Genomic DNA, 17,992 nt, shown 5'->3' with positions numbered 1-17,992 from the left:
AAAGCGAATAGTAGATGAGGACGTCGCGCGCGTCATCAGGTGGTCCCGGCCAGTGTGACCGGCCGAGGCCGCAGCCGGCCGGACCGGGCGAGGACGTGAACGCCCAGCGCGCAGGCCGTCCCGATCGCCGCCAGGAGCAGCCATGGAACCCACGGCACGCCCTGCGCCCGCGCGAGTTCGAGCAGTCCGCCGGTCCCCAGCGTGCCGGCCGCAATGCCGACGCCGCAGATGGTGTTGTACAGCCCGTAGTGCGTGGCCACGAGCCGGTCCCCCGCCAGCGACACGATGGTGTCCATCTCGAAGGGGAACACGACCATCGTACCCATCGTGAGCACGCCCACCGAGACCAGGAGCGGGAGGAACGCGAGCACCTCCGACGGCGGGTCACGCAGCACCACCGGTAGCGGCACGAGGAACGCCGCCGCCATCAGCAGGAGACCGGCCGCGATGCAGCGGCCGCCGCCCCAGCGCCGCCGGCACCACTCGGTCACCCGCAGCTGACCGACGACGGCGATCAGGCCGGAGACCGCGAACAGGATCCCCACCTCGACCGTGGCCACCTCCGGCGACGACGCGAGCCGGCCCGTCTCCAGTGGCAGCGCCAGGTACACCTGGAAGGAGAGCACGTACGAACCGACCATCACCAGCGAGAAGGCCAGGAACCGCCGGTTCGCGAACACCACGCGCCAGCCGGCCAGAACGGAGGACCGCGGACCGTCCGGACGCCGGTCGGGCAGCGCCCGCAGCTGCGCGACCGTCAGCCCGGCGAAGACGAGCGCCGCGACCAGACAGGTGAGCTCGAACGCGACCGCCGTCAGCAGCAGCCCGATCAGCGGGCCGAGCAGGATGCCCGCCTGGTAGAAGACGTTGAAGACGGCGAACGCCTCCACCCTGCGCCCGCCGGCGTCCTTGGCGACGTACGCCCGGACGGCCGGATTGAACAGCGCGCCGGCGAAGCCGGTGGCCATCGCCGCGACGACCAGCGCCGGCACCGAGGTGGCGAGGCCCAGCAGCACGAATCCGGCCGCCCGCAGGGCGCAGCCCGCCACGATGAGCCGCTTGTAGCCGAGCCGGTCGGCCAGGGTGCCGCCGACGAGGAACATGCCCTGCTGCGAGAAGTTGCGCGCGCCCAGGATCAGGCCGACCAGCCAGCCGGCGAGGCCGACCGTGACCGACAGGTGCGCCGCGAGATACGGCATGAGCATGTAGAACCCGATGTTGATCGCGAACTGGCTGATCGCGAGCAGCCGGATCGGGCGGTCGAACGTCCGCAGCTGACGCACCGTGGCGATCACCGCCCGGCCTCCGCCCGGGCGAGGACGGGGTTCACGACGGCCGGGCACCGCGTCCACCGGGACACCTCGCGCTCGCCCGGGTGGGCCACGACGTCCGGCTCGGCCGCCGGCGCCACCTCCAGGAGGCCGCGTTCGGCGCAGTAGGCGTCGTTGTAGACGGTGTCGAAGTACCGCTGCGGGCCGTCGGGGAAGATCGCCGCGATCCGGGTGTCGGCCGGGCGCGTGCGGGCGAGCCAGCCGGCGACGAGCGCCACGGCACCGACGCTCCAGCCCCCGGAGGCGTACTGGGACGCGGCCAGCCGGCGGCAGGTGTGCACCGACTCGGCGGCGCTGACCCAGTGCACCTCGTCGAAGGCCGGGTAGTCGACGTTGCCCGGGTAGATGCTGGAGCCGAGGCCGCGCATCACCCTGGACCGGGCCGGCTGCCCGAAGATCGTCGAGCCGACGGAGTCGACGCCGACCAGGCGCAGGCCGGGGTAGTACTGCCGCAGGACCCTGGCGACGCCGGACGAGTGCCCTCCCGTCCCGACCGAGCAGACCAGGACGTCGATGCGGCCCAGCTGGCCGGCCAGCTCGGTCGCCAGCGTCGCGTACGCCTCGACGTTGTCGGGGTTGCCGTACTGGTCGGGGCAGAACGCGCCCGGATGCCGCCCCATGACGTCGCGGACCCGCTGGCGGCGCGCCTCCTGCCAGCCGCCGATCGGGTCCGGCCGTTCGACCGTCTCGACCCGGGCGCCGTAGGCCCGCAGCAGCCGGGCGACGATCGGCTCCATGCCGGGGTCGCTCACCAGCGTGACCGGGTGCCCGTAGACGATGCCGGCGAGCGCCAGGCCCAGGCCGAGCGTGCCACTGGTCGACTCGACGATCATGCCGCCGGGCGCCAGCTCGCCCCGCTCTCTGGCGCGGGCGACCATGTGCAGCGCCGGACGGTCCTTCATGCCGCCCGGGTTGTGCCCTTCCAGCTTGGCCCAGAAGCCGCGGCCATCGGTGGTGAACGGTGCGTCGATCCACACCACCGGCGTGTTGCCGACGGCGCGAGACAGATGCGCACCCGCGGAGTTGGAGACCGCGGGAACGAGGTCGTGAGAAAGCATGACGTGTCCGTTCTGTGCGTGCAGCTGAATGCGCCGCGGTACCGGCGCGCATCGCCCCGTGCGGGAGCGGCGCGGCCGGCCTGCCGGCAGCGCTCGTCCCGAGGACCTGTCAGCGCCTCGACACGCAGCAGGAACGGAGCACGTCTTGCCCGGGGCGCGGCACGACCCGGCGGGCGCCACGCGCGAGGAGGCGGACCGGCGCGGATCGCCGGCCGAGCCCCCAGCCACCGGCGACCAGCGGCAACGCCAGGAAGATCGCGTCGGAGCCGCCATGCGGGCGCGACGTCGCGACGCAGGTCTCGTCATGCGGATCGGACCCGGAACCGGCGTGGTCGCAGTCGTCGGACGACGGCGGGTGGTGCCCCGGCTCATCGAACTGCACCGACACCTCGTGCGCGGCGACCGGAGCGGCTGACGCCTCGGCATGCCCGTCGGAACAGGGCACGAGGTGCAGAGCGAGATACGTCAGGACGATTCCGGCCGAGACCAGCAGGAAGCGGAGCCTGGATCGGCTCCACAGCGGTTGATGACTCGACACGATGACAAGATCGTACACAGGTGTCACGGGCGGGACGGAGGGACGACCGAACTCGTCGCGGCGCGCCAGCGCGGCGCCGGCGCGCATCACCTACGATGTCCCTTAGGCGATCGGATGGAGGCACGGGTGCGGCCGTTCGGCGAGTTGGAGGCGGCGATCATGGACGTCGTCTGGTCCGCCGCGGCCCCGATCACCATCCGCGAGGTCAAGGATCGGCTGCCCCAGCACCCGGAGCGGGCCTACACCACCGTCCAGACGGTCGTCGACATCCTGTATCGCAAGGGCTGGCTCAGCCGGGCCCGGGACGGCAAGGCGCATCGCTACGCGCCGAGCCGGTCTCGGGACGACTACACGGCCGCCCTGCTCGGGGAGGCGCTGACCACGACGACGGACCGCACCGGCGCCCTGCTCCGCCTGGTCGAGTCGATGGGCGACGACGAGGTGGCGGCGCTGCGGGCGGCGTTGGACGCGGCCACGACGGAGCGGGGGTCGTAGCCCCATGACGGCGACGCTGCTCCTGCTGTTCCAGGGGACGTTCCTGGCGGCGGCCGGCGGGCCACTGCTGCGACGTGCCGGGTGGCCCCAGCGCGCGCCCCGGCTCGGCATCGCCGTGTGGCTCACCCTCAGCGGCGTCGCGGTCGCCTCGGTGCTCTTCGGCGGCCTGACGATGACGTTGCCCAGCGTTCCGCTGACCACGGACGTCGCGACCTTCGTGCACCTGTGCGTGGACGAGATCCGGGCGCAGTACTCCACCCCGGCCGGTGCGGCGACCGCGGTGGCCGGCGCCGGGATCATGATCGGTGTGGCCGGCCGCCTGACGCTGTGCTCGTTCCGGGTCGCCCGGTGGCGGGCCGCCGAACGCGCGCGGCACGCGGTCGCGCTCCGGCTGATCGGCCGGCGCGAGCCGGCCCTCGGCGCCGCCGTCATCGACCACGATGTGCCCCAGGCCTACTGCCTGCCCGGCCGCGGGCGCCAGATCGTCCTCACGACCGCCGCGCTGGCGAGCCTCAGCCGCCCGCAGCTGGCGGCGGTCGTCGCGCACGAGCGGGCCCACCTGCGGTCGAGGCACGATCTCCTGATCGCGGCCGCGCTGGTCCTGAAGCAGGCCTTCCCGTGGGTCCCGGCCTTCGCCCACGCGCACGACCAGGTGTGCTTCCTGGTCGAGCTGGCCGCAGACGACGCCGCCCTGCGCACCCACGACCGGCTGACGCTGGCCGAGGGCATCCTCCGGGTGGCCGCCGGCCGTCCGTCCGCGCCCGCGCTCGGCGCCGGCAGCAGCAGCGGGGCACGCGTCCGGCGGCTGCTGGTGCCACGTCAACGACTGGGCGCCGCGCGCGGCCTGCTCGTCGCCGCCGCGGTGGCCGGACCGCTCATGACGATGGCCTGGCTCGCCGCGGCGCCCGCCAGCGCCGCGGTCCACGTCGTCACCTGTCCCCTGCCGTCCGCCGCGGTGGCGGGTCAGGAACCCGGCGTCTTCCAGTCGCCGTAGAGCTCGACGTAGGCGCGCCCGGTCATGCGCCGACCGGCGTAGCTGCCGGTCACGGCGCAGTCGGCCTCGTAGAGACCGCGCGGCTGGCCGGGGTAGTACACGTCGAGTTCCTGCTCGGTGACCAGCGAGCGGATGTCGAGCCGGGTGTCGCGGCCGGGGATCTCGACCCGCCAGCGGGTGGGGTAGGTCTGGCCGGTCAGCGGGCTGGTCCAGAAGTCGCGGGCGTGGTCGGCGAGCGGGACGATCGACGCGACCGTGTGGTGGCCGTCGGGGTCGACGATGGTGGCGTAGGCCTGGTCGTCGCCGTCCTGGATCAGGTTCCAGACGTTCAGGCGGTCGCCGTTGTCGAGGTGGACGGCCATCCAGGTCCAACGTTGGATGCTCGCCCAGTGCCAGGTGCCCCATTGCCGGTCGAGCCAGGACGTGCCGCGCACCCGGTGCGGGTGGCCGTCGACGGTGAGGGTGCCGCGCGTGGCCAGCGACGGTAGCGAGTAGTAGTAGCTGAAACCGTCGGCGAACGGGATGAGGCCGGTGCCGCCGGGGTACAGCGCCGGACCGGCATGGCGCAGCGTCAGCTCGATCCGCGCGCCGGGCAGGCTCGCGGCGAGGCGCATGTCGTCCATGGGGCCGGCCAGGGTGGCGGCGGGCGTGCGGACGTCGAGGACGTCGGTGGAGAACGTCGCCTCGCCGGGCTCGTAGCGTTCGACCAGCCCGCGGTGCGTGCCGGCGGTCTCGTCGGTGATCGCCGCGTGCACCTCCGGGCCGGCGCTGGAGCGGTTGATCGTGACCTCGTAGCCGTACCAGCGCCGCCCGGCCCGGACGTGGCCGACGACGTACCACCACTCGTAGCCGACGTCCGGGTCGGAGGCCTGGTCGTCCGGCAGGCGCACGTAGCGAGGGAAGGTCTGCGCAGCGGGCCGAGCCGGCGAGGCGGCGGCCGGTGCGAGGTCCAGCGGGCCGAGGACGGGGGCCGCGGTGGCGGCCAGGCCGAGCGCGATGACGCGTCGTCTGCTGGTGGTCATGGGGTCTGCCTTCCGGACGGCGGATGGGTGCGGGTCGTGACGATCGCGGTGAGCACGAGCACGCCGACGACGGTCCAGATCGCGGCCGGCATCGCGTCGGTGTAGGAGCCGCCCGCCTGCAGGATGGCGCCGACGACGACCGCGCCGAGCAGCGTTCCGACCTGGCGCAGGGTGCTGATCACGCCGGAGGCGGCGCCGGCCATCGCGGGCGGGACGTCGCGCATGGCGAGCGCGTTCGCGGGCGCGAACACGATGCCGGCGCCGACACCGCAGATGATCATCCCCGGCAGCAGCGCCAGCACGTCGGTGTCGTCGCCGGACGCGGCGAGCAGCACGAGGAAACCCGCGGCGAACAGCGCGAGGCCGGGCGGGAAGATGAGCCGCGGGTCGACCCTGTCGGCGAGGCGGCCCATGACCGGCGAGATGAGCAGCGTGGCCACGGCCGGCGGGGCGAGGATCAGCCCCGCCTCCGTCGGCGTCAGGTCCCGCACCGACTGCAGGTAGAGCGTGTAGACGAGCAGCAGCGCGACCGTGGCGAACAAGGCGGCCATCAGCACCGCGTTCATCAGGGCGAAGTTCCGCCGTCCGAACAGCTCGAACGGCACCAGCGGCGCCCGGCCCTGCGTCGTGCGCTGGTGCAGCACGAACCCGGCCAGCAGCAAGAGCCCCGGACCGCCTGCGTACCACTCCCCCTCGAGCAGGGCGAACACGGTCAGGAACAGTCCGCCCGTCGACAGCAGCATGCCAACGAGGTCGAGGCCGGCCGCGCGGTCCCGCCGCGACGCCCGTTCGGGAATGAGGGCGTACCCCGCCGCGAGCGCGATCAGCCCGAGCGGGACGTAGACGAGGAAGATCGAGCGCCACGTGAGTGCGTCGACCAGCAGCCCGCCGGCGGCCGGGCCCGCGACGGTCGCCAGCCCGGCGACACCGCTCCACACGCCGAACGCGAAGCCGCGCCGCTCCGGCGGGAACGTCGTCGTGATGAGCGTCAGCGTCTGAGGCATCAGCATGGCGGCCCCGGCGCCCTGCAACGCGCGGGTCGCGATCAGCTGAGCGGGGTCCTGCGCCAGGCCGCACAGCGCGGAGGCGACGGTGAACGTCGCCAGGCCGGCGAGGAACATCGTCCGCGGGCTGTACCGGTCGGCGAGCCGGCCGAAGGTCAGCAGCAGCACCGCGAAGACCAGCGTGTAGCCGTTGACCACCCACAGCGCCTGCGACAGTGAGGCGTCGAGCCGGTGCTGGATGTCGGGGAGCGCGATGTTGACGATGGTGGTGTCGAGCATCGTCATGAAGAACGCCACGCATACCGTGGCCAGCACGGGACCGGACCGATCGCGGGTCATACAGGCACTATATTCATTAGATAACACGTAAAGCCAATGGGGGTGGGGATGCCCGACGAACCCAAGAAGCGCCGCTACGATTCGCTGCGGCGAGAGACACAGGCCATGGAGACCCGTGCGGAGATCGCCCGGGCGGCGCGCCGGCTCTTCCTCGCGCAGGGCTGGGCCGCCACGACCGTCCGCGACGTCGCCCGCGAGGCCGGCGTCTCCGTGCCGACGGTCTACGCCGCCTACCAGAACAAGACCGGCCTGACCCGCGCCCTCGCCGACGCCGCCGGACTCTCGGCCGACCCCGCGCAGATGCTCGCGGAACTCGAGCATCCCGCCGCCGACCCCGCGGACCAGCTCGCCAGCATGGCCTCCTTCGACCGCCGCCTCTACGAACGCGCCGGCGACATCATCGTCCTGATCCGCGACGCCGGCCGCAGCGAACCCGAACTCGCCGCCATCTACACCAACGGCCGCAAGGCCGCGGATCGGAACCGGCGGCAGGTCTTCGAATCGTGGCCGCCCGGCTCGCTGCGCGACGGCCTGGACCTGCCCACCGCGATCGACATCTACGCCGCCATCTGCAACATCGACGCCTACTCGACCTTCGTCACCGAGCGCCAGTGGACGCCCGACCGGATCGAGCAGTGGTGGCGAGAGGTACTCCCCCGCGAGCTCCTCGACCCCGGCCGCCTGCGCCCCTAGATGTTTCTACGCAGCCTGGGCGGGCAGCTCGACGCGGGTGCCTTGGCACTGCTGGCCATGCTGGATATCGGGATGAACCGGACGTCCGGGCGGCGATCAGCCTAGCCAAGGTGATGGCCGGTGACCGGGTGACGCCAGCCGCGGCCGGCCGTGCGCCGGGTCCGCACGTTGGCCGTCCCCCTGCCGCACAACGGCCAACGCGGCGAACCCCGCCGCCAGTCGGCGGTGAGGCCGGACCAACGTTCGTGCGGACACGGGGCGAGCCCGGCGGGCCGGGTCAGCGGACGGTGAAGCCGGCGTCGACCTTGATCACCTCGCCCGTGACGTAGCGCGCGTGGTCGGAGCTGATCCACAGCACGGCGTCGGTGACGTCGCGCGGTTCGATCAGGTCGACCGCCAGCAGGTTCGACATATTCGAGCCGCGATCCTCCTGGTAGCGGACGCACTCGGCCATCGCCGGGCTGGTGGCCATGACCGTCCGCGCGGCCGTCGGCGAGATCATGTTCGACCGGATGCCCTCCGGGGCCAGCTCCACCGCGAGCGTCTTCATCAGCCCGACGACGCCGTGTTTGGCGGCGACGTAGTGGCCGGTGGCGGCGATGCCCTTGTGCGCCGACACCGACCCGACGAAGACGAGGTTGGCGCCCGCGCGGCCGAGCATGTGCGGGATCGCCGCGCGGGCCAGCGTCCACGAGCCGTAGAGGATCGTGTCGCTGCACTCCTTCCACGTCTCGGGCGGCAACTCCCAGGTGGACGGGGCGAAGCTGAAGATCCCCGCGTTGGCGACGGCGACGTCGACGCCGCCGAGGCGATCGGCGACGTCGGCCAGCACCTCGGCGACCCGGTCGGCGTCGCGGACGTCGGCGGCGTAGCTGAGGACGGTGCCCGTCCCGGCCGCGTCGACCTCCTCGTGCGCGGCGGCCAGGTCGTCCTGGTCCGACACCGGGTACGGGACGGTCGCCAGCCCCGAGGGCACGTCCAGCAGCACGACGTGCGCGCCGTCGGCGGCGTATGCCTTCGCGTGGCTCAGGCCCTGGCCGCGGGCCGCCCCGCTGACCACCACGACCCAGCCGTCAGTGCTCAGTACCATGGTCCGACCGGCTCCCCGTCGCGCTCGACGACCTCGTGGTTGAAGCCCTGCAGCTGCAGGTGCCCGGCGTCCACCGGCAGCTCGACACCGGTGATGTAGCGGGCCTCGTCCGAGGCCAGCCAGACGATGGCGTCGGCGATGGCGCTCGGCGGCAGCCCGGACCGGCCCGGCAGCAGGTGCCAGTGCTTCGTCGCCTCGATGTAGTCCTGCGTGGTGGCGTCGTCGCGGCCGAAGATCCACTTGCGGGTCTCCGGGTTCTCCCCCATCGCGGTGTGCACGACACTGGGCAGGACGGCGTTGCAGCGGATGCCGTAGCGGCCCAGCTCGTAGGCGATGCTCTTCATCAGCCCGAGCACGCCGTGCTTGGACGCCGCGTAGTGGGCGAGGTCCTTGCCGGTCTCGTGGCCCATCACCGACGACGTGATGATGATCGCGCCGCTGGACTGCTCGATCATCCGCGGCGCGACCGCCCGGGCGCCGTGCCAGACACCGGTGAGGTTGATGTCCAGCACGGTGTGCCACTGCTCCGCGGTCATCTCCCAGAACGGCACGAAGCTGTGCACGCCGGCGCTGGCGCAGAACACGTCGACGGCGCCGTACTCCTCGACGGTGGCGGCGACGGCGTGGTCCATGTCGTCCTGCGAGCGGACGTCGCCGGCCAGCGTCAGGCAGGACGAGCCGAGCTCCTCCACCAGCCGCTTCGTCTCGGCCAGGTCGTCCTTCGTGCCCAGCGCGTACGGGACGGTGTCGACGTCGTGGCAGACGTCGACGACGGCGACCCGCGCGCCGAGCGACGCCGCCTTCAGGGCGATCGCGCGGCCCTGGCCGCGGGCTCCCCCGGTGATCAGGAAGGTCTTGCCGGACAGGCTCATCGTTCTCTCCTCGGGTTGACGGGGTCAGGCCACCAGCGCGCGGGCGGCGGCCTCGATGCGGGCGACGCCCGGCCGCACCGCGTCGTCCAGCGGCAGCGAGTACGGGATCGGCACGTGCGCCCGGGCGACCCGCGCCGGCGGCACGGCCAGCGACACGCCCGCCTCCAGGACGGACGCGACGATCTGGGCGCTCAGCCCGGCGAACGCGTAGTCCTCGTCGACGACGAGCAGCCGGCCGGTGCGCGCCACCGACGCGACGATGTGGTCGACGTCGAGCGGGACGATGGTGCGCAGGTCGACGACGTCGCAGGAGATGCCGTCGGCGGCCAGCCGGCGGGCGGCCCGGAGGCAGTCGTGCACGGTGTGCGACATCGACACGACGGTGACGTCGTCGCCCGGGCGGATGGTGCGGGCGACGCCGAGCGGGATCTCGTAGTCGTCCTCGGCCACCGGCAGCGCGGTCCACTCCTCCACCCCCACGCCGTACGGGATGGCCAGCAGGCTGGAGTGGAAGAAGAACACCACCGGGTCGTCGCAGCGGATCGCCGCCCGCAGCAGCCCCTTGGCGTCGTGGCTGGTCGCGGGCGCGACCAGGCGCAGGCCGGGGATGTGCGCGAAGGTGCCGTACAGCGTCTGCGCGTGCACCGCGCCCTGCCGCAGCGGGTTGCCCACCTGGGTCATGATCGTCATCGGGACCCGGCGCCGGCCGCCGGTGCAGTAGCCGATCTTGGCGATGTAGTTGTAGATCTGGTCCATCACGACGCCGGCGAAGTCGACCCGCATCAGCTCGACCACCGGCCGCAGCCCACGCTGGGCGGCGCCGGCGGCCAGGCCGAAGAAGGCCGCCTCGGAGATCGGGGTGTCGAGGATGCGATCGTCGCCGTAGCGGGCGTGCAGGCCGCGGGTCTGGCCCGCCACCCCGCCCATGACGCCGACGTCCTCGCCCATCAGGAAGACACCGTCGTCCTCGGCGAAGGCGAACTCCAGCGCCTCGACCATCGCCTCGGTGAAGGTGAGCTGGCGCCCGGCCGGCACGGTAGTGGTCATGCGAACAGTCCTTCCAGCGCGTGCTCGGGATCGGGGAACGGCGACGACTCGGCGAACCGGAGCGCGTCGTCGAAGGAGCGGTCCGCCGCGGCCCGGGTCTCGTCCAGCCACTGCTGGGTGACGACGTCCTCGGCCAGCAGCCGCGCGGCGTAGGCCGGCAGGCTGTCCGCCGCGGCCTCGCCGTCCAGCTCGCCGGACGGGCGGTACGACTGGTTGTCGCCCTCGAAGGCTCCGCGCAGCCGGTGCGTGCGGACGACGACCAGGCTCGGCCCGTCGCCGCCGCGGGCCCGGGCCACCGCCGTGCCGAACGTCTCGATCACCGCGTCGACGTCGCGGTCGTCGACCGAGGCGCCGGGCATGTCGTAGGCCGCGGCCCGGACGCTGAGGTCGCCGACCGGGCTGGACCGGCGCCGCGGCGTGCTGATCGCGTAGCCGTTGTCCTCGATGACGAACAGCACCGGCAGTCGCCAGAGCGCGGCGAGGTTCATCGACTCGTGCACGACGCCCTGGTTGCTGGCGCCGTCGCCGATGACCGCCGCGGCCACCCCGCCGGTGCCGCCGCGCCGGTGCGCGAACGCGTGCCCCAGGGCGACGGCGGTCAGCTGCGCCATGATGGCGCTGTTCTCGAAGTTCACCGCCGGATCGTTGAGCATGAAGTCGCCGCCGCGGCCGCCGCACAGCCCGGTCGCGCGGCCGTAGATCTCGGCCAGCATCGGCCGCCACCGCACGCCCTTGGCGACGGCCAGCGAATGCGACCGGTGCGTCCCGGCCGCGTAGTCGTCGGCGGTGAGCCAGCTGCACAGCGCGGCCGGCCCCGCCTCCTGCCCGGTGGACAGCTCGATGTTGCCCTGGATGGGGATGCGGAACTCCAGGCTGTGGTCCTCGAAGGCGCCGTTGCGCCCGCCGAAGGCGCCCTTGGCGTGGGCGCGCTGTTTCGCGAACTCGGCGCCGAGCCCGTCCTCGAACGCGCGCGCGGCGATCATGGTCGCCAGGACGCCACGGCGCCGGTCGTCGTCGATCGTCACCTCTACCTCTTCTCCTCGGCGGGCTTCCCCGCCGAACGTCAGTCCCTGCTCCAGGCGGTCGTGCGGCGGATCGCCCAGCGGAACACCGCGTCGGTGACCATCGCGATCACCGAGATCCAGACCAGTCCCGCCATCACGTAGTCGGTGCGGAACAGCCGCGCCGCCGACGACATCACCCGGCCCACGCCGACCTGCGCGCCCAGCAGCTCCGCGACGACGGCCAGGCCCCAGGCCAGCTGCAGCGTCACCCGCAGCGAGCCCAGCAGGCCGGGCAGCGCGCCGGGCAGCAGCACGGTGCGCGCGACGGCCCACCGGCCCGCGCCCATGGTCCGGGCGTAGTCGCGGACGTGCGGCGGGAAGTCGCGGACCGCCGTGTACGCCGCGACCTGCATGACCAGCACCGTGTAGCCGACGATCAGGGCGAACTGCGGCACCGGCCCGATGCCGAACCACAGCACGAAGAACGGCACCGCGACCAGGCTGGGCACCAGCCGCAGGATCTCCAGCGGCGGCTGCAGCAGCCACCGCACGCCCTGCGCGGTGGCCAGCGCCCAGCCCAGCCCGCAGCCCAGCAGCGCGCCGGCGGCCACCGCGACCACGGTGTGCCAGAGCGTCGCCCAGATGTGCGGGAGGAACCCGCCCGAGCCGCCGCCCTGCGCCGCGATGACCGGCGAGGACGTCAGGCTCTCGGCCATCACCCGCAGGACGGCGTCCGGCCCGGGCAGCCGCGTCGGCACCGTCCTCGTGCTCAGCCACGCCCACAGCGCGAGCAGCAGCAGCGCACCGGCCAGGCCGCCGGCCCGCCGCGTCACGGACACCACGATGGACACCGTGCGCTCCCCGGTCAGGCGTTGAGCTTCGCGGCGTTGGCGAAGCGGAACGCGTCCAGATAGTTGCGGGCGGCGAGGTACTCCTCCGCCTCGGCGAGCTGCTCGGCCGCCTGGCCGGTGAGGCCGGATGCCGTCAGCTCGTCGATCAGCTCGGCGCTCTGCGCGCGCAGCGAGTCCAGCGTCAGCCAGGTGCTGTCGGCCCACGAGACGTCGGACGCCTCGTGCTCGCCGGTGAGCAGGCCCGCGTCGCGCAGGCTCTCGACCGTCGCGTCGATCGGCTTGGACCAGTAGAACGGCGACGCCTCGTCCTGGAAGAACTCGGTCTGCTCCTCGAACGAGTAGAACGGGTCGATCCGCTGGTCCAGCGTCTCCGCGTCCGCCATCGTGAACGACGTCCCGGCGATGCTGTTGATGAACGGGATCTGGATGCCCGCCGCCGCCTCCGGGTCGGTCTTCTTGAGGTCGATGATCCGGTAGCCGACCGACGCCAGCCGCAGCGCCGTCTCCGGGTTCGCCCGCAGCCAGGACACCTCGGCCGCCAGTCCGGTGTTGACGACGACGGTCAGCAGCTGGTCGGCGTTGCCGTGCTCGACGATGTCGCTGGTGCTGACCAGCGGGATCCAGCCCTCGGCGATCAGCGAGACGATGTTCGGCCCGGACGCCGGCGCGACGAAGTCGGCCCGGCCGCTGATGGCCAGCTGCTGCATGGTGGTGTCGTCGAGGACGTTGGACTCGAAGTCGTCCGGGGTCAGCCCGGCCGCCTCCAGCGCCACCTCGCGGAACGAGCGCGGGCTGGCCTCGTCGGTGACGTACACCGTCTGGCCCACGAGCTGCTCCAGGGCGGCGACGACGGCGTCGTCCCAGCCCATGCCGTCATCCATGAAGTCGCCGACGGAGCGTGCACCGGTGCCCGGCGCGGCCAGGAAGGCGTGCCCCATGAAGATGTCGCGCGACGTGAACACCCGCGCGGTGACGCCCTGGTCCAGCGAGGACGTCCAGATCTGCGGGACCATCGTGCCCACGTCGATCTGCCCGGCCAGCAGCTGGGGCGCGATCTGGTCCATCCCGAGGATGGTCCCGGACGGCTGCGGCGTCACGGTGATGCCGGCGTCGGTGAAGTAGCCCAGCTCGATGCCGATCTGCTCGGTGCTGTGGTCCCAGAACGGGGCCTGCGCGAGCCGGACCTCGACGTCGGGGACGGCGGGGTCGGCGTCGGTGATGTCGACGCCGAGGACCCCGTCCCACGCGCCGACGCCGACGTTGGTCAGGCTCTCGTCCAGAGCGGGGGTGGTGCCGTCGCCGGACGAGTCGTCGCCGCACGCGCCCAGCGCGCCGAACGACAACCCGGCGAGCGCGACCAGTGCCGCGGTGCGCCTGGAGATCATCGGTGAACTCCTGTCTGTCGGAGGGTCAGCCGTTCTCGCGCGGGACCCAGCGGGTCAGCCGGGCGAGAACCTGCGTCAGGACCAGCTGGGAGGCGACCGCGAGCACCGTCAGGACGCCCGCGACCACGACCATCCGGTCGGTCAGCTGGAACATCTGGAAGAAGAGGATGAGCCGCCCGAGACCCTGCTGGGTGCCGAGGAACTCGGCGGCCATGACCATGGCCCAGGCCAGCCCGACGACGACGAGGGTGGTCGCCGCCAGCTGCGGGACGATGGCCGGTGCCACGACGGTGCGCAGCACGCCGGCACGGGTGGCGCCGAGGGTGCGTGCGTAGGTGACGTGGACGGCGGGGACGGACGCGATGGCCTCCTGCGTCGCGACCATCATCATCAGCCCGGTCCCGAACGCGACGAAGACCACGATCCCGGTGGTCGTGCCGCCGAACCAGATGACGAAGAGCAGGGTCAGTGCGAACAGCGGGACCTGCCGCAGCGTCTGCAGCACCGGCGAGAACGTGCGCCGGAACCAGCCCACCGTGGCGAGCAGGAACCCGAGCGCGACGCCGGCGATCAGGCCCAGCGCGGTCCCGCCGAGCACCCGCAGCGTGGTGACCAGGGCCTGTTCGCCGAGCACCCGGGCCGCGCCGCTCAGGCTGGGGTCCGCGACGCCGGTCAGCTGCTGGCCGCCGGTGGTGTCGACGGTGGCCAGCGCGGGCAGCGCCTCGCCGAGCACGTCGGACAGGTGCGGCCAGACGATCTCCGGGTTCGCGCTGCGCCCGCCGACGACGTAGGCGCCGACCTCCCACGCGGCGACCAGCGCGAGGCAGCCCAGGGCGCTGACGGCGAGCCGGTGCAGTCTCACAGGTAGCCCCAGAGATGGCTCCTGGCCTGCTGGATCTGGGCGCCCATGCGCAGCTCCGGGTGGCGCGGGCGGCCGAACGGGACGGCGAAGTCCTCGGCCAGCCGGCCGCCGGCCAGCACCAGGATCCGGTCGGAGAGGTAGAGCGCCTCCTCGATGTCGTGCGTGACGAACACCGTGGTGACGCGGCGCTGCTCCCAGATCCGCAGCAACTCGTCCTGCAGGTGCACGCGGGTCGAGTAGTCGAGCGCGCCGAACGGCTCGTCCATCAGCAGCACGGCCGGGTCGTTGGCCAGCACGGCGGCGATCGCCACCCGCTTCTTCATCCCGCCGGACAGCTGCTTGGGCAGGTAGTCGGCGAACTTCGTCAGCCCGACCAGCTCGATGAACTCGGCCGCCCGCTCGGCCCGCTCGGTGCGCGGCAGGCCGGCCCGCTCGAGGCCGTACTCGACGTTGCGCCGCACGGTGCGCCACGGCAGGATCGCGTCCTGCTGGAACACGACGCCGCGGTCCGCGCCCGGCCCGGTGACCGGCCGGCCGCCGACGACGATCCGGCCGCCGGTGGGCGTGGCGAGGCCGGCGATCAGGCTGAGCAGGGTGGTCTTGCCGCCGCCGGACGGGCCGATGACGGACACGAACTCGCCGGCGCCGATGCCGAAGCTGACGTCCTCGAGCACCCGGTGCTCCTCGGCCCGGCGGCCGCGGCCGGTCCGGAAGGCCATGTCGACGCCGCCGGCCTCGATCAGCGGCTGCCCGTCCTCGACGGCCGTCACCGCTGGGGTCGTGGCGGGGCCGTTGGTCGCACCGGTCATGGCAGGCTCCCTTCACGGGCCGGACGGTCGCGTCGCACGGTGACCGGTCCCGGCTCGCCGCCGAAGGCGAAGATCATCGAGGCCGGCTCCGCGCCGGGGTTGGTGAAGCCGTGCCAGCACCCGGCCGGGACGGTGAAGTGGTCGCCGCGGCGGACCCGGCGGACGGCGCCGTCCAGCTCGGCGTCGAGGACGCCGTCGTGCACCAGCACGAACTCGGCGACGTCGTGCCTGATCAGCGGGGTCGAGCCGCCGGGGAGCAGGTGTGTGACCCCGGCGTGCAGCCCGTACCCGGGGTGGCCGGACGGCGCCGGCTCGGCCGCGAGCACGGCCTGCTGGACGGGCCCGGCGGACGGGTCGGGCGCCGGCAGGGCGGTCACCGGACCGCCTGCTCGTCGACGTCAACCGCGTCGCGCCGCAGCCAGGCGTCGGCGATCTCCTCGCGGGTCGCGAACCAGACGCCGTCGTGGCCGAGCGCGTACTCGATGAAGTCGCGCAGCGCCCGGATGCGGCCGGGCCGGCCGATGATGCGCGGGTGCAGGCCGAACGAGAGCATCCGCGGCGTCCGCTCGGACTCCCGGTACAACTCGTCGAAGCTGTCGGTGAGGTACTCGGTCAGCAGCGCCGCGGTGGCCGGCCCGTTGGCCTGCCAGAACCGGAAGTCGTTGACGTCGGGCGAGTACGGCACGACCAGCCGGCGCTCACCGCCGGCCAGCACGAAGTACGGCGCGTCGTCGGCGTAGGAGTCGCTGTCGTAGCGGAAGCCGCCCTCGGCGACCAGCAGTTCGCGGGTGCGGGTGCTCGGGCCGTAGCGGCAGTACCAGCCGGCGGGGCGGCGTCCGACGGTCTTCTCCAGGCTGGCGACGGCGAGCCGGATGTGCTCGGCCTCCTCCTGCTCCGTCAGCCGGAAGACCTCTTCCCAGCGGTACCCGTGGCTGCACACCTCGTGCGCGCTGTCGCGGACGTACGCGGCGACGTCGGGGTTGAGCTCGAACGCCTGGGCGCAGGCGAAGATCGTCAGCGGGACGTCGAAGGAGTCGGCGATGTCGAAGATGCGCCAGACGCCGACCCGCGAGCCGTACTCGTACATCGACTCCATCGCCAGGTTCGCGATGCCGGCGGGGTACGGGTACTGGCCCCACTCGGTGCCGGTCTCCTGATCGGCGTCGCCCATGGCGAAGCTGCGCTCGGAGCCCTCCTCGTAGTTGAGCACCAGCGAGACGGCCAGCCGCGCGCCGTTGGGCCATCGCCCCGCCGGCAGCCGGCGGCCGTACCCGACCAGGTCACGAGTCCTCACGTCATCCGTCCTTCCGCGGTCCATGGCTGCTGGAGCCGGCCTGCCAGACGCCCCGCTCGGTGGTGATCCACAGCACCTCCGCCTCGACGTCGCCGCGGTTGGCCCACGAGTGCGGCACCTGGCTGTCGAAGTGGACGGAGTCGCGCGGCGTGAGCGCCCGCACGGCCTCGCCGAGAACGAGCTCGAAGCTGCCGGACAGGACGACGAGGAACTCCTCGCCGTCGTGCTGGTACGTGTTGTCGCTGTGCGCGCCGGGCTGGACGACGGCCAGCTGCGGCTCCAGCAGGCCCTGGTGGCCGGAGAGCCACTCGTAGGTGATGCCGGGCGCGATGTCGACCCGCTTGCCCGAGCCGAGGCGGTGCACCGGCGACTCCTGCTGCGCGTCGACCCGCACGTCGCCGTGCAGCGCCGCCGTCAGCCGCGCGGCCGCCGTCGGCGACGGGGCGCTCACCCCACGCTCGACCGCGCTGAGGAACGACACGCTCAGCCCGGAGCGCTCGCTGAGCTGCTTGAGCGTCAGCCCGGCCCGGCGGCGCGCCGTGCGCAGCTGCAGGTCGGCCCGCTCCGGGCGCGCCGGCGCCGCCGGCTGGGCGTCGCCGAGACGCGCGTACTCCTCCCGCTCCAGCTCCCGCCGGATGGCCGGCGCGTTCAGCCCGCGCACCCGGCGCCACCACTGGATCTTGCGCAGCCGCTCGAGGTCGGCCTCGCTGTAGCGACGCCGCCCGCCCGGCCCACGCTGCGGCTGGACCAGCCCCTGCGCCTCCCACAGCCGGAGCGTGCCGCTGCTGACTCCGACGAGCTGCGCCGCCTCGGTCACCGTGTACACGCGGCCTCCTCCACTAGAACTACATCGTTACTGTAGCTACGAATCAGGAGTTGTAAAGCGATCAGTTGCAGTTTTATTGAAGCGTTACTGTAGCTCACTGCCGCCGCCGGCCGCGCCCATCGCTTCCGCGGGTGAGGCCTGCGGTGGTCGGGTCATGAGGCTGGCTGGCTGGAGCTGCAATCGGTGCGCCGAACTGCTTCCGTGCGCCGGCGGCCGTCCGTTCGCCGCCTTCCGGCAGTGCGCCGTGGTCCGCACGTTGGCCGTCCCCCTGCTGCCCATTTTCTTAGCCGGAACCACGCGCCTCAAGCGGACCCATAGGCGCTTCGCGCGACGGTGACCGCTTGACCCGCGCACTCCCGGCCAAGAACGGGCACCTATCAGGGGGACGGGGAAGAACCGGACACAGCCCGCGCCCGATATGCACCGTTCGCGGGACACTGCGGCGTCGGCCTCCTGGTCTGCCGTCACGTCCTGGTCC

Annotated in this window: 19 protein-coding genes; 3 read left to right on the top strand and 16 right to left on the bottom strand. The window is 72.9% G+C overall.

Annotated elements, in window-relative coordinates:
• Positions 1 to 35: 35 nt before the first annotated feature.
• The 3 genes from ACW62_RS34720 to ACW62_RS33970 all read right to left on the bottom strand — a co-directional run bounded on the left by ACW62_RS34720 (position 36) and on the right by ACW62_RS33970 (position 3,014).
• Positions 36 to 1,295, bottom strand: a complete 1,260-nt coding sequence (locus ACW62_RS34720) for an MFS transporter (RefSeq protein ID WP_053204261.1) — start codon at positions 1,293 to 1,295, stop codon at positions 36 to 38.
• Positions 1,292 to 2,389: a PLP-dependent cysteine synthase family protein gene (locus ACW62_RS34715; RefSeq protein ID WP_053204260.1), complete on the bottom strand. Its 1,098-nt coding sequence runs from the start codon at positions 2,387 to 2,389 to the stop codon at positions 1,292 to 1,294. The genes ACW62_RS34720 and ACW62_RS34715 overlap by 4 nt, the downstream gene beginning before the upstream one ends.
• A gap of 109 nt (positions 2,390 to 2,498) precedes the next feature.
• Positions 2,499 to 3,014 (bottom strand): hypothetical protein, encoded by a 516-nt coding sequence (locus ACW62_RS33970; protein WP_053204259.1) that lies wholly within the window; start codon positions 3,012 to 3,014, stop codon positions 2,499 to 2,501.
• Positions 3,015 to 3,041: 27 nt separating this feature from the next.
• On the opposite strand from ACW62_RS33970, the gene ACW62_RS11590 reads away from it, so the two are divergent.
• Both ACW62_RS11590 and ACW62_RS11585 read left to right on the top strand, forming a co-directional pair.
• Positions 3,042 to 3,422: a BlaI/MecI/CopY family transcriptional regulator gene (locus tag ACW62_RS11590; RefSeq protein ID WP_053204258.1), complete on the top strand. Its 381-nt coding sequence runs from the start codon at positions 3,042 to 3,044 to the stop codon at positions 3,420 to 3,422.
• Between the two features lie 4 nt (positions 3,423 to 3,426).
• Positions 3,427 to 4,416, top strand: a complete 990-nt coding sequence (locus ACW62_RS11585) for a M56 family metallopeptidase (RefSeq protein ID WP_053204257.1) — start codon at positions 3,427 to 3,429, stop codon at positions 4,414 to 4,416.
• Here the strand turns inward: ACW62_RS11585 and ACW62_RS11580 are convergent.
• The gene (locus ACW62_RS11580) at positions 4,386 to 5,438 is read right to left on the bottom strand and encodes a lipocalin-like domain-containing protein (protein WP_053204256.1); all 1,053 of its coding nucleotides are present in this window, start codon (positions 5,436 to 5,438) and stop codon (positions 4,386 to 4,388) included. The two genes, ACW62_RS11585 and ACW62_RS11580, sit on opposite strands and share 31 nt — an antisense overlap.
• Positions 5,435 to 6,781 (bottom strand): MFS transporter, encoded by a 1,347-nt coding sequence (locus tag ACW62_RS11575; protein WP_053204255.1) that lies wholly within the window; start codon positions 6,779 to 6,781, stop codon positions 5,435 to 5,437. The genes ACW62_RS11580 and ACW62_RS11575 overlap by 4 nt, the downstream gene beginning before the upstream one ends.
• A 48-nt stretch (positions 6,782 to 6,829) precedes the next feature.
• On the opposite strand from ACW62_RS11575, the gene ACW62_RS11570 reads away from it, so the two are divergent.
• The gene (locus tag ACW62_RS11570; RefSeq protein WP_053204254.1) at positions 6,830 to 7,474 is read left to right on the top strand and encodes a TetR/AcrR family transcriptional regulator; all 645 of its coding nucleotides are present in this window, start codon (positions 6,830 to 6,832) and stop codon (positions 7,472 to 7,474) included.
• A 277-nt stretch (positions 7,475 to 7,751) separates the two neighbouring features.
• Here ACW62_RS11570 and ACW62_RS11565 read toward each other — a convergent pair whose 3' ends face one another.
• Genes ACW62_RS11565 through ACW62_RS11515 form a run of 11 tightly spaced genes read right to left on the bottom strand, consistent with a single transcriptional unit; the run spans position 7,752 to position 17,514 of the window.
• Complete coding sequence (locus ACW62_RS11565) at positions 7,752 to 8,564, bottom strand: SDR family oxidoreductase (RefSeq protein WP_053204253.1); 813 nt, start codon at positions 8,562 to 8,564, stop codon at positions 7,752 to 7,754.
• Positions 8,555 to 9,436, bottom strand: coding sequence for a mycofactocin-coupled SDR family oxidoreductase (locus ACW62_RS11560; RefSeq protein ID WP_053204252.1), 882 nt, complete (start codon positions 9,434 to 9,436; stop codon positions 8,555 to 8,557). Before ACW62_RS11560 ends, ACW62_RS11565 begins: the two co-directional genes overlap by 10 nt.
• A gap of 24 nt (positions 9,437 to 9,460) precedes the next feature.
• Entirely contained in the window at positions 9,461 to 10,483 is a 1,023-nt protein-coding gene (locus ACW62_RS11555; protein ID WP_053204251.1) for an alpha-ketoacid dehydrogenase subunit beta, read from the bottom strand.
• A complete protein-coding gene (locus ACW62_RS11550; RefSeq protein WP_053204250.1) occupies positions 10,480 to 11,508 on the bottom strand; it encodes a thiamine pyrophosphate-dependent dehydrogenase E1 component subunit alpha in 1,029 nt (342 codons plus the stop codon). Before ACW62_RS11550 ends, ACW62_RS11555 begins: the two co-directional genes overlap by 4 nt.
• 38 nt (positions 11,509 to 11,546) lie before the next feature.
• On the bottom strand, positions 11,547 to 12,338 hold the full coding sequence (locus ACW62_RS11545; RefSeq protein ID WP_053204249.1) for an ABC transporter permease: 792 nt from the start codon (positions 12,336 to 12,338) through the stop codon (positions 11,547 to 11,549).
• Between the two features lie 14 nt (positions 12,339 to 12,352).
• Entirely contained in the window at positions 12,353 to 13,723 is a 1,371-nt protein-coding gene (locus ACW62_RS11540) for an ABC transporter substrate-binding protein (RefSeq protein ID WP_053204248.1), read from the bottom strand.
• A gap of 25 nt (positions 13,724 to 13,748) precedes the next feature.
• Positions 13,749 to 14,585: an ABC transporter permease gene (locus ACW62_RS34710; protein ID WP_053204247.1), complete on the bottom strand. Its 837-nt coding sequence runs from the start codon at positions 14,583 to 14,585 to the stop codon at positions 13,749 to 13,751.
• Entirely contained in the window at positions 14,582 to 15,394 is an 813-nt protein-coding gene (locus ACW62_RS11530; RefSeq protein WP_205629292.1) for an ABC transporter ATP-binding protein, read from the bottom strand. Before ACW62_RS11530 ends, ACW62_RS34710 begins: the two co-directional genes overlap by 4 nt.
• Positions 15,391 to 15,771 (bottom strand): cupin domain-containing protein, encoded by a 381-nt coding sequence (locus tag ACW62_RS11525; RefSeq protein WP_053204246.1) that lies wholly within the window; start codon positions 15,769 to 15,771, stop codon positions 15,391 to 15,393. The genes ACW62_RS11530 and ACW62_RS11525 overlap by 4 nt, the downstream gene beginning before the upstream one ends.
• Positions 15,768 to 16,688 carry a polysaccharide deacetylase family protein gene (locus tag ACW62_RS11520; RefSeq protein WP_205629291.1) on the bottom strand — a complete coding sequence of 307 codons (921 nt, stop codon included), beginning with the start codon at positions 16,686 to 16,688 and terminating at the stop codon, positions 15,768 to 15,770. The genes ACW62_RS11525 and ACW62_RS11520 overlap by 4 nt, the downstream gene beginning before the upstream one ends.
• 1 nt (position 16,689) lies before the next feature.
• Entirely contained in the window at positions 16,690 to 17,514 is an 825-nt protein-coding gene (locus ACW62_RS11515; RefSeq protein WP_053204244.1) for a MerR family transcriptional regulator, read from the bottom strand.
• Positions 17,515 to 17,992 lie beyond the last annotated feature (478 nt).

Source organism: Jiangella muralis (assembly GCF_001270745.1).
GTDB lineage: Bacteria > Actinomycetota > Actinomycetes > Jiangellales > Jiangellaceae > Jiangella > Jiangella muralis.
This window is presented reverse-complemented; position numbering and strand designations above follow the sequence as displayed.